The sequence below is a fragment of the Sinorhizobium psoraleae genome (assembly GCF_013283645.1).
Taxonomy (GTDB): Bacteria; Pseudomonadota; Alphaproteobacteria; order Rhizobiales; family Rhizobiaceae; genus Sinorhizobium; species Sinorhizobium psoraleae.
Genome location: NZ_JABEKV010000013.1, coordinates 23826 through 38009, shown reverse-complemented (window position 1 = coordinate 38009; position 14184 = coordinate 23826). Strand labels below are relative to the sequence as shown.

The 14184-nt window shown below is 62.0% G+C and carries 12 protein-coding genes and 3 pseudogenes; 8 read left to right on the top strand and 7 right to left on the bottom strand.

What is annotated here, in order from left to right; genetic code table 11:
• Positions 1-767: 767 nt before the first annotated feature.
• Complete coding sequence (locus tag ILFOPFJJ_RS32200) at positions 768-1091, bottom strand: hypothetical protein (RefSeq protein ID WP_173514511.1); 324 nt, start codon at positions 1089-1091, stop codon at positions 768-770.
• Between the two features lie 581 nt (positions 1092-1672).
• On the opposite strand from ILFOPFJJ_RS32200, the gene ILFOPFJJ_RS32195 reads away from it, so the two are divergent.
• Positions 1673-2599, top strand: a complete 927-nt coding sequence (locus ILFOPFJJ_RS32195) for an ArdC family protein (protein WP_173514510.1) — start codon at positions 1673-1675, stop codon at positions 2597-2599.
• A gap of 384 nt (positions 2600-2983) precedes the next feature.
• A pseudogene (locus tag ILFOPFJJ_RS35670) lies at positions 2984-3200 on the top strand (zincin-like metallopeptidase domain-containing protein); the annotation flags it as partial.
• Between the two features lie 31 nt (positions 3201-3231).
• Here the strand turns inward: ILFOPFJJ_RS35670 and ILFOPFJJ_RS32190 are convergent.
• Positions 3232-3408, bottom strand: a complete 177-nt coding sequence (locus tag ILFOPFJJ_RS32190) for a hypothetical protein (protein WP_173514509.1) — start codon at positions 3406-3408, stop codon at positions 3232-3234.
• A gap of 460 nt (positions 3409-3868) precedes the next feature.
• On the opposite strand from ILFOPFJJ_RS32190, the gene ILFOPFJJ_RS32185 reads away from it, so the two are divergent.
• The 3 genes and pseudogenes from ILFOPFJJ_RS32185 (at position 3869) to ILFOPFJJ_RS32175 (ending at position 4991) form a co-directional block, all read left to right on the top strand.
• Positions 3869-4177 (top strand): DUF736 domain-containing protein, encoded by a 309-nt coding sequence (locus ILFOPFJJ_RS32185; RefSeq protein ID WP_173514508.1) that lies wholly within the window; start codon positions 3869-3871, stop codon positions 4175-4177.
• A 133-nt stretch (positions 4178-4310) separates the two neighbouring features.
• Complete coding sequence (locus ILFOPFJJ_RS32180; RefSeq protein WP_173514507.1) at positions 4311-4577, top strand: type II toxin-antitoxin system prevent-host-death family antitoxin; 267 nt, start codon at positions 4311-4313, stop codon at positions 4575-4577.
• Positions 4574-4991 (top strand): annotated as a pseudogene (locus ILFOPFJJ_RS32175) (hypothetical protein). Before ILFOPFJJ_RS32180 ends, ILFOPFJJ_RS32175 begins: the two are co-directional and overlap by 4 nt.
• Positions 4992-5123: 132 nt before the next feature.
• Here the strand turns inward: ILFOPFJJ_RS32175 and ILFOPFJJ_RS32170 are convergent.
• The 5 genes and pseudogenes from ILFOPFJJ_RS32170 to traC form a co-directional block, all read right to left on the bottom strand.
• Positions 5124-5381: a WGR domain-containing protein gene (locus tag ILFOPFJJ_RS32170; RefSeq protein ID WP_173514506.1), complete on the bottom strand. Its 258-nt coding sequence runs from the start codon at positions 5379-5381 to the stop codon at positions 5124-5126.
• 199 nt (positions 5382-5580) lie between these two features.
• A pseudogene (locus tag ILFOPFJJ_RS36360) lies at positions 5581-6029 on the bottom strand (thermonuclease family protein).
• Positions 6030-6461: 432 nt separating this feature from the next.
• The gene (traG, locus tag ILFOPFJJ_RS32160) at positions 6462-8399 is read right to left on the bottom strand and encodes a Ti-type conjugative transfer system protein TraG (protein WP_173514505.1); all 1938 of its coding nucleotides are present in this window, start codon (positions 8397-8399) and stop codon (positions 6462-6464) included.
• Positions 8386-8601: a type IV conjugative transfer system coupling protein TraD gene (gene traD / locus ILFOPFJJ_RS32155; RefSeq protein ID WP_173514504.1), complete on the bottom strand. Its 216-nt coding sequence runs from the start codon at positions 8599-8601 to the stop codon at positions 8386-8388. The genes traG and traD overlap by 14 nt, the downstream gene beginning before the upstream one ends.
• Positions 8602-8605: 4 nt before the next feature.
• On the bottom strand, positions 8606-8902 hold the full coding sequence (traC, locus tag ILFOPFJJ_RS32150; RefSeq protein ID WP_173514503.1) for a conjugal transfer protein TraC: 297 nt from the start codon (positions 8900-8902) through the stop codon (positions 8606-8608).
• A 249-nt stretch (positions 8903-9151) separates the two neighbouring features.
• Here traC and traA point away from each other — a divergent pair, with 249 nt between their 5' ends.
• From traA to ILFOPFJJ_RS32135, 3 genes are read left to right on the top strand one after another with little or no spacing between them, the layout of a single operon-like run.
• Positions 9152-12460 carry a Ti-type conjugative transfer relaxase TraA gene (traA, locus tag ILFOPFJJ_RS32145; RefSeq protein ID WP_173514502.1) on the top strand — a complete coding sequence of 1103 codons (3309 nt, stop codon included), beginning with the start codon at positions 9152-9154 and terminating at the stop codon, positions 12458-12460.
• Positions 12457-13023, top strand: coding sequence for a conjugative transfer signal peptidase TraF (gene traF, locus ILFOPFJJ_RS32140; protein WP_173514501.1), 567 nt, complete (start codon positions 12457-12459; stop codon positions 13021-13023). The genes traA and traF overlap by 4 nt, the downstream gene beginning before the upstream one ends.
• Positions 13013-14176 carry a conjugal transfer protein TraB gene (locus ILFOPFJJ_RS32135; RefSeq protein WP_173514500.1) on the top strand — a complete coding sequence of 388 codons (1164 nt, stop codon included), beginning with the start codon at positions 13013-13015 and terminating at the stop codon, positions 14174-14176. Before traF ends, ILFOPFJJ_RS32135 begins: the two co-directional genes overlap by 11 nt.
• Positions 14177-14184: the final 8 nt, after the last annotated feature.

The window sequence follows — 14184 nt, the reverse complement described above, 5'->3', positions numbered from 1 at the left end:
GCTCAGCATCAATCCATCTTGGATAACAAATCGTAAACGTGCCAAAGTAGTGCTAATAGCACTCAACGGATTAGAGAAAATTGATTCTTTAGATCACGCCCATTCACGGCATGGATGCGCTAATGATGCTTTCCAGGACCCTGCATGCGTCAGGTAGACTATCTGGCGGTGCCACGTGAGGAATTTTTGGCCTTGGAGGAAGGGCCGAGTGCTTACGGTGGACGACGTTCTGTTCAAGAAGGCAGCTTATGGTCGCGGTCGACCCGCGCACGCTTACGACGGAAATGCCCGAGGTGAACCCCCGAGCCTCGGAATCCAGAGCTTCGATCCCACTGTCCAAAAGGCGTGTGCAGTTCGAGGTACGGCATCTGACACCTTCTGTCCGGCTTTATGGGTCCGCTACGCAGACTCGTTCAGCCATCTCCTACTCCTGACGGAGCTTATCCGGCGGTGTCGGGATGCACGGCTGTCTGACGATCTTTCGCCCTCGGCATCTTGGCCGGCGATTGGATTCCGGTAGGGCGTATTGAACGCGCCTGCCGGGTATTGTCGATCTTGCGCCTACGATTCTGGCCGGCCCCGATCTGCTCATCCCGAAGACCGTTCGAGGCCGCACCCTTCAAGAAGTCATCGATGAAGATGCGGCGTCGGATGAACGAGGTGGAGGATGCAAGCATGTCCGGCGAAGATAGCGGAAGCCTGGCTATTGTGCAGCGGGACCGCTATGGCGGGCGCCCGTTATAAGGGAACCAAGCATAAAAATGCCCTCAGAATGGAGTGCGCCCCTCGGGGCGGACGTCAACGAAGTCCGTCTCGAACAATCGCGACCTCTCAGCGGCTTCATGGGCAAGGCTCTGCCATGCATCATGTATCGTCTGCGCGGCCCCGAGGAAGACCTGATCGGCACCTGCATTCTCCATTTCCGCAAGCAGGGTCCCGAGCCTGTCGATGCAGTCGTCGATGTGACCTCTAAGGCGCGAGATCTGGTCGAGAGTGACCGCTGGATGCGCCAGCATCCTCGGCACTATTGCCGCCGCGCGCCTTGCAAGGTCCCCCTCGCCCAAGAGAGTGTCCTGCCACTCGTGAGTCATCTTGGTTGCTCCTCGCACCGTGAGGAAACATCTCCGCTTGATACGCCTTAGTCAAGAAGGACCTATCATGACCCGGCACACGGGGCCGGATCTTGAGCGGCGGCCGGCTTGAAGCCGCGGAGCCCCCGAGGGTAACCGCGATCCACGCCCAGACTCCTCAGGAGCGCATCCGCCCGCGCGAAGCCGAGCTGCGAGGTGCCGAGATCGCCGAACTGCGCAGTCTCGCCCGCACCCTCGCCCAGCGATCCAGGTGCTGACGTTGCAGGTCGCCGAGCGTAACGCGGCACTCGCTGGTCTACAGGACGAGCTTGACCGATCGCGAGTCCCGCTATGACGACCGCCGCGAGACGGCGCCAACTGAGAGCCGCGCCACATCCTATCGACGGCCGATTCCTGCGGTCGTCGATCACGGTTGACTCCTTCAGCTCGCCCGTCGAGGCAGGGCTCGGGTGTGGCAGACGCTGCCAGCCCATCAACCCTGTTCCGCACCAGCACCGAGAACAGGGTGTGACGGGCCAGCTTCCCGCGTCTGCCCCTGCCGCCTCGCCCTCGACGGAGAGGGCGAGCTGAAGGAGGCACCCATGACCACAGACCGCAACGGCAAGACGCCGACGGATATCTACGAGCGCGTCACCAGCCAGATCATCGCCGCCATCGAGGCCGGCGCCGGCGAATACCGAATGCCTTGGCATCACGACGGATCGGCAATCACCACGCCCGTCAACGTCGCATCAAGCAAGGCCTATCGCGGCGTCAACATCCTCTCACTCTGGGCCGCCGCGCACGCGGCCGGCTATTCCGCCGGCATCTGGGGCACCTACCGCCAATGGCAGGCGCTCGGCGCCCAGGTTCGCAAGGGCGAACGCGGCCATCTGGTCGTGCTCTGGAAGACCACCGACCGTCACGGCGAGGCGGACGCCCAACGCGGCGACGAGGATCGTGACGAGCCCGCCCGGCGAATGTTCGCCCGCGGGTACACGGTCTTCAATTGCGCCCAGGTTGACGGCTACACGCCGCCGGAGATGGCAGCGCTGCCCGAGGCCGAGCGGATCGAGCAGTCCGAACGCTTCTGCGCTGCCCTCGATATCGAGATCCGCCATGGTGGACCACAGGCCTACTACCGTCCGTCTACCGACCATGTGCAGATGCCGGAGTTCGCCTGCTTCCGCGACGCGGTCGCCTACTACGCAGTGTTGCTCCATGAATGCGGCCACGCCTCCGGCGCCAGGCATCGTCTCGACCGCGATCTCTCCGGACGGTTCGGCTCGGCCGCCTACGCCATGGAGGAGTGCTCGGTGGAGTTGTTGAGCGCGATGATCTGCGCCGATCTCAACCTCAGCGTCGAGCCGCGCCCCGACCACGCCCGGTACATCGCCTCCTGGCTCGAGGTGCTGCGCTCCGACAAGCGCGCCATCTTCACCGCCGCGAGCAAGGCGCAAGAGATCGCCGACTGGATGCACGCGAAACAACCCGGCGCTCGCCCGCACGAGACCCGGGGCGCCGCATAGGCGCCTCTCCGGATCGTGCTACACATCTCGAATGGAGTAGACAGCATATTCCGTTCCTAGTCGTTTCGAAGTGATCGTCGAGTTTCTGAACGATGATACTGTCTATGGTGTCGAGCCACACGCGATCGACGCCAGCGAAGCGCAACGGCCCGCGCTTAAAGCATTCCGAGGATAGCCGCTACGATGACGACCGCATTCGTGATCGTTGGCGAAGAGCACTCGCAACGGTCGACTGCGACACCGATCAATATTGAAGATCAGTCGCGTCCGCAAAGCGGCCAGACCACGCAAAACTGTTTCTTTTCAACCATCGTTGGATAAGGCCCGGAAAACCGGGCTATACCGCGATGACGATCCCCTGAGACAGCTTGACTTTTCAGATCAGTTGCCGACCTTGGCAGCTGCTTTCTCTGCGCCGATCTCGGCATTGCGCCGGAACTAGAGCCGCGGCAGGATCACGCGTCTTACCTTCAGTCCCTGGCTCACTGTCCTGTCAGGGGACAAGCGGGCGATCTTCCGCGCCGCGGCCCAAGCCCAGCGTGCCGTTGCCTATCTTCATGATCTTCAGCCGGCGGAGAGCCAAGATCGGTCCGCGGCTTGAGGCGCTCAAAGCAGCTCCCGGTCGTGCGTGATCAGAACTGGTCGCCGCCAACGGCGGTGGCTGGCTCCACCAACGGCTCGGCCTTCATCTGCAGATCATCATCCGTTCGCAGGTCCAACTTGCCCCAGACGGGCGTTTTCTGTTGGCCCGATTTTCGCTTGCGGGACGGCTTGATTCCGACGGTGAACGGCTTTGTTTGCTTGCGCATGGATCCTCTTGGGCGAACGAATCGTGCTGCAACCAGATCCCGCGTATGGATCCACGCAACTGGCCCCTATGCGGATCTCAATACGGAAATGTTCTCCCAAACGACCAGGCATCCAGAGCGGTTCCACCATGAGCCGTTTGAACAGGATGCGATCGCACGGTACCAGAACCGCCATCGCCACGCTCCTTCTCCTCATTGTTGCCGGCGCTCCCTTCTGCGGGCTCGATGAGGCATGTCTGACCGGAGAGCGGCTTCGCCTCGATCGTCTTCCCGCAACGGCCCACAGAACTTTCTTCCCCTGACGGCTCCGCCGCCATTCCTCGCGCAACAACAAAGTTCCGTCCGGCCCGCCCTCCATTTCATTTCGGCCCCTATGGGTGCGGTCCGATCGTCCCCGGTCTTTGCGACAGCCATCGAGGCCGCGAAGGGCGCGGCCCGAAACAACGAAAGGAACATGACAATGGCTACTATCGGCACCTTCACCGCAAACGAAAACGGCTTCACCGGCTCGATCCGCACCCTCGCCCTGAACGTGAAGGCTCGCATCGCCCGCATCGAGAACCCCTCCGACAAGGGCCCGCACTTCCGCATCTACGCGGGTGCCGTCGAACTGGGAGCCGCCTGGCAGAAGCGCTCCGAGCAGGACCGTGACTACCTCTCGGTCAAGCTCGACGACCCGAGCTTTCCGGCTCCGATCTACGCGACGCTAACGGAAGTCGAGGGCGAGGATGGCTTCCAGCTCATCTGGTCGCGCCCGAACCGGGACTGATATTCTCGGTTAAAGCCCCGCCGCCCGGGCGGGGCTTCAACCGCTGAAATGCACAGCATTTACAGCAATGCTGTAAATGCTGGAGCCGGTTCCGATGTTATGGTGCAGTCGGCAAACACATCTGGAGATCAACATGCCTCGCACCGGTGGTTCCTATTCGACAAGCGATCTTTCCCGGAAGTCCGGCGATATCATCGCCGAGGCGTTGCGCCATCCGGTCACGATCACCCAACACAACAAGCCGCGCCTCGTCCTTCTTAACATCGATGACTACGAACGGCTGATGCGGCAATCCGATGCCCGTTCAGTCGGCACACTCGAAACCATGTCGGGCGAGCTGCTCAACAAATTCGAGGCGGCGGTGGACGCCTATGCGGAAACCGACGAGACCAACCGATGAGGAGCTATGATGGCATCCAGACCGCGACGGTCATCCGTTATCCCTATTTATGGGCGCAGCAAGCCCGAAAAGGGGAGACGGAGGGACGGCAGGATCGGCCAGTCGCCGTCGGTGTGAGGCTTGCCCGACCTGACGGCGACTTGGTTCTGTTTTTCCCGATGGCCACCAAGCAGCCCGAGCAGGCTCGCCTTCGCGGCTGAAATTCCGGCCATAGAGAAGCGGCGGGCCGGCCTCGATGCTGACCTGCGCCTCTGGATCATCCTCGATGAATTCAACACCGATATCATTGGCCGCTCCTTTTACATCGAGCCGGAGCCTCCGATCGGGCGTTTCAGCAATGCGTTCTTTCTTCCCCTTCTCCGCGAGTTCGTCGCGCGCCGCAAGTCGCTCACGGAGATCAGCCGGATCAGGTAGCACACCGGGAGATTCGTACCCGGGCGACTGGGGCCTGACGGTGGCCCGTTCTGTGTCGAGACGAAGTGTCCTTCGACCGACTGGAATCGGCGCCGATGAGGCGCTTTCATGGCCCGCTTCGGCCGACCGTTTTTACTTCGGCAAGGAAGCTCGCGGACGATAGCCGCGGTTTCGTTTCTTTCGGAGCAGATCGAGAAACAGCCGGACCGCCTCCTCTTCTCGGCCGAGATGATGGACCATCATCCGTCCTTTGGTTCCAATGCGACCCCACTTCCGAAGCAGGCAGATGTCTCCGAACAGGTTCGGTTCGATCGACATGGCATAGTAGCGGGCCATGTTCCTCGAGGGATCCGAGCGTTCGACATGGAGGCGGTAGGGTTGCGAGATCATGAGATCAGAATCGCTGATCCCGACAATCGCGTCCAACGACACTTATGAATCGGTGGGCAGGGATCGATTCACATCGGTGATGATTTGCCAGGGTCGCGAAGGCTTGGGCGAGACGTCTTCGGCGGACGGCTCCACTCGCTTTGCTTAGGGAGCCCGCTCGGGTCTCCGCCCCGTCGGGTGACGATCCTCTCGCAAGCTCTCAGTCACACCATCCGTGTCTCTCGCCGTCCCAGCGCCTGGCAAGGCCCTCATGAACGAGCGTACTGCCCAGCGAGCGCCCCGCTCGTGTCACCGTACGAGCTTGCGCCCATACTTGTCCTCATCTCGTAAGCCGGGCGAAAGCGAGAACCTCCCCTCGTTCAGCAGGGCGAGAAGGCGTGCTTTCGCCTCCTCCCCCTTTATCCGTTCGGCTTCGCATCGGGGAGGGCTCAACTCAGGTGTGTCGATATCGGCAATGCGGATTTTCTCCCCCTCGAACCAGAACGTATCGCCATCGACGGCGAAGATGATGTGACGGCCATCACCGCAGATCGAAAACAAGGCCGACAACAAGTCCGCTTTAGAGGTGCGGGCCAAAGCCAGGAGGCTGTTGAAGTTGCCGGAGCCGCCATAAGTAAGCCACCCTCCTACAGCAATGCTCGTCGCCAAAAGGATGGCTGCGAGTGGTTTGTGCGGACCACTCTGTCCGGATCTTGGCAGTCTGCCACGCGGGCGCTGTCGATCGCGGCCGCACTCCAGCCTTCCGCGACTTTCTGAACGGAATCACATTCGATCTCGCCACTACCGATCCCCTCGTGTTCGCCTCAGCCTATGTCGGGCTCGGTTTCGTCTAAATTTACGGAGGAACTCGGCCTCGGACCGCATCGGGGCCCGAAAGATGGTGTGCGGGAGCGGGGAGCAGTCGGCCCTGCCTCCCCTTCGGGGCACTATGTTGAGGCTCCTGCGGCTGCTCTGTTCCCGCCCCCCTGAACGACGAGAATTCCCGAAATCCCGCCCGTTGGGGCGTCGCTCATGCTGATTTCTCCGATACTCTTCATTTTCCTGGATCAGCCTTGCTCGTTGCACTGCGCGCCGGCTGGATCACGGAGGCTTTTCGGACGTCTTTCCGTTGTTGTGAAACCTGTTCGTGCCGACGCTAGCCTTCATGTCGTCTCGCCGGAACCAGATCGCTCGTCCGCAGCGAAGCGGCGCGTTGCCGGCGGTAAAGACGATCTGCTCGTCTGCCCGCATGCGAAGAACCTCATGCGCCTGGATCAGCGGCCGCGCCGCCAACTGCTTCGAACGCGTTCGCGACGATCCCCCCGCCTGGAAACTGCGGCTGACCTGATCGATCTCGACTGTGGTCATGCCGCAGCGCTTCGAAATGTAGTCCGCCGTATCCGGATCGTTGATCGCGGCGAAAGAGATCCAGCTCGCGCTCTCGAACCATTTGCTCGCCGCATCGCGGCCGCCATAAGTTTCGCGCATCTGACCGATCGACTGGTAGATCATCGTCAGCGTGATGCCATACTTGCGGCCGGCATCGCGCGCGGTTTCCAGGATGCGCATGTAGCCGAGTCGCGCGACCTCATCGAGAAGGAAGAGCGCCCTCCCCTTCACCACGCCGTCCCGATTATAGATCGCGTTGAGGAACGAACCGATGATGACACGGGCAAGACCGGAATGCGTCTCCAATGTCTTCAGGTCGATGTTGATGAAGACATCGGTGTCGCCGGCCGCAAGCGCGACGGTCGAGAAGGTCGAGCCAGAGACGAGTGCGGCATAGTTGGTATAGGACAGCCAGTGTGTTTCCTTGACCGCATTGGCATAGACGCCGGAGAAGGTTTCCGGCGTCATGTTGACGAAGGCGGCGACGTTCTCCTTCACGAAGTCCGAGTTAGAATGGTCGTAGATCGACTGCAGCCGCTCGCGCAGCTTCGGCTCCGGCTCGGAAAGATTGGCGCGAACATGCCGTAACGTCTGGTTCTCTTGGTCCGTATGGCCGGAGAGGCAGACGTCGGCGATCAGCGCGGTCAACAGTTGCAGTGCCGATGCTCGGAAGAAGTCGTCGCGCACGCCGCGCGGGCCGCCGCTATCACTCATGATCCACGACGCGACGGAGGCGATGTCCTCCTCCTTGGTTCCGCCGAAGCGGCCGATCCAGTCGAGAGCGTTGAATCCGGTTTCCGGCTGCTTTGGATCGAGAATGCGGATAAAGCGCGCGGCATGCTCCCGATGCTGGTGAACCATCGGCGCCACTTCGTTCGAAGGGTCGAGGACGACAAGCGCACCGCCCCATTTGAGCGCCGTCGGAATTGTCACCGACGTCGTCTTGAAGCCGCCGGAGCCCGCGAACACGATGCCGTGCGAGGATCCGAACGAACCATCGAAGCAGAGCAGCGGCGACTTGCCGCCGACGCCCCAGGTTTCGGGGGCATCGGCACGAAACGACCCCGCCGCCGTGCCGTCCTTAGCGACGCGGTACCGCTCGCCAATTACCACGCCGCCGGTATCGGGAAAGAGCTTTGCCGCATCTTGCATCTTCATCCAGTCGGCCTCACCATGCAGAGCCCGTTTTCCCCGGATGCGTTTCGGCTCGGCGCGTGCGAAGGCGGCATTTCCGATCAGCACGACGCGCAGCGAGAAACATCCCCCCATCAGCGCGGCAGCCGCGCCGATCATCATCGCAGGGTCGAGGTACGAGGCTATGGACTTGTCCGCCGGCACCTGCCCGGCGAATGCGGCAAGACGTGCCGCCTCGCGTATCGCCGCGATCAGGATCGTTGCCGCGGCTCCGGCCAGGGCGCTCCAGCCGGCGAATTTGATGTTCGCGGAGCCGGCGCTCGCGAACAGGAAGATCACGCCGATCGCTGCGGCGGTGATATACGGCAGTGCTATACCCGCCCGGCCCAATGTCAGTTTTGCAGCATCGGTCTCGCCGAAGCTCGCGAGCCATTGCTCGATCCCGATCATGCCGATGACGGCCAAGGTCATCAGCATGGCAGGGAGAGCGACGAGAGCAAGCTTATTCGCCGTCATCGCCGAAGGCCTTCGCTCCGAGAGCGATCAACCGCGCCCTCTCGCCCTCGTCGGACTTCAGCCGGTGGCTGAGTTCGACCAACGCCCCGAGCAGGAGCGCGCGCTTCTCATATCGCAAGCCCGCCTTCACAATCAGGCCGCCGAGTTCGATCTTCTCTCGCGTGTCTTGTCTGCGGGCGTCGGATGCCGTCGTCCTCGCCATTCGCTTAAGCCTCGCCACTGCTGCCCTGAGCCGCGCCAGACGTGACCGCCGCGGGCGATGCGCTGGCGCTGACGTCGCCATCCCCCTTCTTCCCTCCGCTCGTAAACCCCTGCCCTCCGCGAAAGCGTTTCGCCAGACTCTCGAAGGCTGTCTGAAGTTCAGCTTCCTCGATCTCGATTTCGCCAAGGCCTGCCTTGAGGGCAACCCGGCCAATCCGCTCGGCTTCACGGGTTTCCGCGATCTTGAGCTGTTCCTGCAGTTTGACGATTTCGTCGCGAATTTTCGAGGCAGGTTTCTTCATTCCGTCCGTCTCCGTGGCTGAGAAAGCTTGTCATACGAGGCCAGTTTTTCGGAACAGAGGGCGGAACGCACTACTGTGAATCCTACAATCGCCAAGGGCGTTGCTTTGGTGAATGATCCCGGCCGTTCCGAAGGAGCGGCTTCCAAGGGCGCAATTATACGTCGCTGTCGCGACGCCTTGCTTTGATACCCCTGCCGGGGCCGCTGCTCCTGACGAACCCTTCGTTCGCAATCGGGAGCTCAGACCGCCGTGGCCGTTCCTCATTTCTCCGTCAGCGTCGTCGCCCGCGGATCCGGCCGCAGCGCGGTGCTGTCGGCGGCCTACCGGCACTGCGCCAAGATGGATTTCGAACAGGAAGCCCGGACGATCGACTATCGCGCCAAACAAGGCCTCCTACATGAGGAGTTCGTCATTCCGGCAGACTCGCCCGAATGGCTGCGGTCGATGATTGCCGATCGTTCGGTCGCCGGCGCATCCGAGGCCTTCTGGAACAAGGTCGAGGACTTCGAGAAGCGCTCCGACGCCCAGCTTGCCAAGGACGTCACGATCGCGCTGCCGATCGAGCTGACGGCCGAGCAGAACATCGCGATGGTCCGAGACTTCGTCGAACGGCATGTGACCGCCAAGGGAATGGTGGCGGACTGGGTCTATCACGATGCCCCGGGCAACCCCCATGTCCACCTGATGACGACGCTGCGACCCCTCAGCGAGGATGGGTTCGGCGCCAAGAAGATCCCGGTTCTTGGATCGGACGGCAATCCACTCCGCAACGATGCCGGCAAGATCGTCTACGATCTTTGGGCGGGAAGCCTCGACGACTTCAATGCGTTTCGCGATGGCTGGTTTGCCTGCCAGAACCGGCATCTCGCACTCGCCGGTCTCGACATTCGCGTCGATGGGCGTTCCTTCGAGAAGCAAGGTATCGAGCTTACGCCGACCATTCACCTCGGGGTCGGCACCAAGGCGATCGAGCGGAAATCGGCGACGGACGAACAGGCGGCTTCGCTCGAGCGGCTGGAACTGCAGGAGGAGAAACGCGCCGAGAACGCCCGCCGCATTCAGCGCCGACCGGAGATCGTTCTTGACGTAATCACGCGCGAGAAGAGCGTGTTCGATGAACGCGACGTGGCGAAGGTCCTGCATCGCTACATCGACGATCCCGTGATCTTCCAGAGCCTGATGGCGCGCATCCTTCAGAGCCCGGAAACACTCCGTCTTGAACGCGAGCAGGTCGCGTTTGCGACTGGCATCCGGACGCCGGCAAAATACACGACGCGCGGGCTGATCCGGCTGGAAGCGGCGATGGGATCCCGCGCCATCTGGCTCTCGCGGCGATTCTCACATGGCGTTCGGACGGCGCTGCTCGAGGCGACGTTTGCGCGCCATTCGCGCCTGTCGAATGAGCAGAAAGCGGCGATCGAGCATGTGGCGGGAGCAGAGCGGATCGCCGCCGTCATCGGTCGCGCCGGCGCCGGCAAGACCACGATGATGAAAGCCGCCCGTGAGGCTTGGGAAGCGGCCGGCTATCATGTCGTCGGTGGCGCGCTTGCGGGCAAGGCCGCCGAAGGCTTGGAGAAGGAAGCAGGGATTGTTTCTCGCACGCTTTCGTCCTGGGAGCTGCGCTGGAATGAGGGTCGCAACCAGCTCGACGACGAGACGATCTTCGTTCTCGACGAGGCCGGCATGGTTTCATCGCAGCAGATGGCATTGTTCGTCGAAGCGGCAACGAAGGCCGGCGCCAAGCTCGTCCTGGTCGGTGATCCGGACCAGCTTCAGCCGGTCGAAGCCGGGGCCGCCTTCCGCGCCATTGCCGATCGCATCGGCTATGCCGAACTCGACACCATCTACCGCCAGCGGGAACAGTGGATGCGCGATGCGTCGCTCGACCTCGCGCGTGGCAATGTCGGCAAGGCGGTCGATGCCTATCGTGCCAACCGCAGGATGATGGGCTCCGAGCTCAAGGCTGAAGCTGTTCAGAATCTGATCGCGGATTGGGACCGGGATTACGATCCGACGAAAACGACATTGATTCTCGCGCATCTTCGGCGCGATGTGCGCATGCTCAATGAGATGGCACGCGCCAAGCTCGTCGAAGGTGGCATCGTTGATGATGGTTTCTCATTCAAAACGGAGGACGGAAATCGCCGATTTGCTCCCGGCGACCAGATCGTTTTCCTGAAAAACGACGGTGCGCTTGGCGTCAAGAACGGCATGCTCGGCAAGGTCGCTAAAGCCTCGCGGAACCGCATCATCGCGGAGATCGGCGAAGCCGAGCAAAGGCGTCAGGTCACCGTCGAACAACGCTTCTACAAGAACCTTGACCACGGTTATGCCACCACGATCCACAAGAGCCAGGGTGCCACCGTCGATCGGGTCAAGGTGCTGGCTTCGCTCTCCCTCGATCGGCATCTGACATATGTGGCGATGACCCGCCACCGCGAGGATCTTGGCGTCTATTACGGCGCGCGATCCTTTGCCAAGGCCGGCGGCCTGATCCCGATCCTGTCTCGGAAGAACTCGAAGGAAACCACGCTCGATTACGAGAAGGCAACCTTCTACCGGCAGGCGCTGCGCTTCACTGAGGTCCGCGGCCTGCACCTCGTCAACGTCGCTCGCACGATCGCCCGCGACCGGCTGGAATGGACCGTTCGACAGAAACAGAAACTGGCCGATCTTGCCCATCGTCTCGTCGCCATCGGCGCGAAGCTCGGCCTCGCCAAAAGCACCAAGACAATCAACACGGAAAACCTTAAGGAGACCAGGCCGATGGTTGCCGGTATTTCCACATTCCCGAAATCGTTGGAACAGGCAGTCGCCGACAAACTCGAAGCCGATCCCGGTTTGAAGAAGCAATGGGAGGATGTCTCGACCCGCTTCCATCTCGTTTATGCCCAGCCGGGAGCCGCTTTCAAGGCGGTCAATGTCGACGTGATGCTGAAGGACGAGGCCATCGCCAAATCGACGCTCGCCAAGATCGCCGATCAGCCGGAAACCTTCGGTGCGCTTAAAGGAAAAACCGGCATTCTCGCAAGCCGCGCCGACAAGCAAGACCGCGAGCGGGCGAAACGCAACGTGCCGACTCTGGCGCAGAGCCTCAGCGACTACATGCGCCGGCGCAGCCGGGCGGAACAACGCTATCAGGCTGAGGAACTGGCAGTCCGCCGCAAGGTCGCGATCGACATTCCGGCGCTGTCTCCGGGCGCCAGGCAGACACTGGAGCGAGTGCGTGATGCCATCGACCGAAATGACCTCCCCGCGGCGTTGGAGTTCGCTCTCGCCGACAAGATGGTGAAATCCGAACTGGAAGGCTTCGCCAAGGCGGTCACAGCGCGTTTCGGGGAGCGCACCTTCCTGCCGCTGGCCGCCAAGGACACGAACGGAGAAACGTTCAGGACCATCACAGGTGGAATGAACCCCGGCCAGAAAGCCGAGGTCCGATCGGCTTGGAACGCGATGCGTACGGTGCAGCAACTCAGTGCCCATGAGCGAACGACCGAAGCCCTCAAACTCGCCGAGACGCTGCGGCAGACCAGGAGCCAGGGGCTGTCGCTGAAATGACCATCCTTCGAATTGCAGCGGCGCTGGCGAGGCGACGCAATAGACGGCTCCTACTCGGCTTGGCGACGGTCACAATGGCGCTGCTGGGAACGATCTTGGTCGCCTGGTTCGGCAACTATCGGATTAATCTCACGCCGAGCGAACCGCTGGGCCTCTGGCGTTTTGTCAAGCTTGATCGCTCAGCTGCTGTTGGCGATCTCGTTTTCATTTGTCCACCTCAAGCGGCGGCCATGCGTGAGGCGCGCCTTCGTGGCTACCTACGCTCGGGCTTATGCCCCGGCGGTGTCGCGCCGCTGATCAAGACGGTCGTCGCCGTTGCAGGACAGCGCGTCGAAGTGGGCGCCAACGTCAATGTGGATGGCCGTCCGGTCCCCTCCTCCGGTCTTGCTCAGCGAGACGGGCGCGACCGGCCGATGACGCGGTTTGCGGGCGGGATCGTGCCGCCAGATTACGTCTTCCTGCACTCGCCGTTCGCGGGCTCCTACGACTCACGCTATTTCGGTCCTGTCCCCGCTGCGGGAATTCTCGGGGTGGCGCGAGAGGTATTGACCTATGCGCCCTGATTACCTCCTGCCGGCGCTTCTGGTCATCGCTTCCATTGTTGCCGGAACGATCGGGTGGAGCGGTCATGTCCTGCTTCTCCCTATCTCGCTGGCGTTCCCGGTCCTTTGGTCGAGGGCGCAAAGCAGGTGTGTGGCAGCGTTTGTCTCGGCCGGGTATTTCCTCGCGGCATCACGTGGTTTGCCACAAGGCGTCGCGGCCTTCTATGCCTCCGACCTCTGGCCGGGCTTGTTGCTATGGCTGTGTGCCTCGGCGAGCTTTGTTGCTGTGCATGCGGTACTCTGGTCGAAGCGCTTCGGCGTTCGTCCACTTCGCTATCTGGCGGCGGCTTCTCTTATGGCGCTGCCACCTTTCGGCATCACCGGCTGGGCACATCCTGTGACGGCAGCCGGCGTTCTGTTCCCCGGATGCGAATGGTGGGGACTGATCGCGATCACAGCCGGCCTCATAGGCCTGGTAACCCGCATGTGGCCGGCTGTCGCAATCGCCTTTACAGGCTTGTGGCTTTGGTCCGCCGCGAACTGGACCGATCCGACACTACCGGAGGGCTGGCAGGTGGTCGATGTCCAAATGGGGTCATCGCTCGGTCGTGACGCTAGCATTCAGCGTCACCGTGATCTGATTGCCACGGTGAAGGACCGTGCATCCGGCGCCATCCGGAATGTCGTTCTGCCTGAGAGCGCCCTGGGGTTTTGGACGCCGACGGTCGAGCGGCTCTGGGTCAAGGCCCTGCAGGGGTCTGATTTTTCGGTGGTCGCCGGCGCCGCCATCGTCGGTGCGAAGGGATATGACAATGTGCTCATCGCTCTCTCTGCCGGCGGAGGCAGGGTCCTCTATCGCGAGCGAATGCCGGTCCCCGGCTCGATGTGGCAGCCATGGCGGTCGTGGTTGGGGACAAGTGGCGGCGCCCGCGCGCATTTCTTTGCCAAGCCAGTTGCGACTGCGGGCGATCGCCAGGTCGCGCCACTCATCTGCTACGAGCAGCTCGTCGTCTGGCCGGTACTGCAATCGATGCTCCACGGCCCAGACCTGATCCTTGCAGTTGGAAACGGATGGTGGACCAAGGGGACTTCCATCGTCGCGATACAGCGCGCGAGCGCTGTGGCATGGGCGAAGCTCTTTGCAAAACCACTTGTTCTTTCCTTTAACACCTGAAGCCCGAG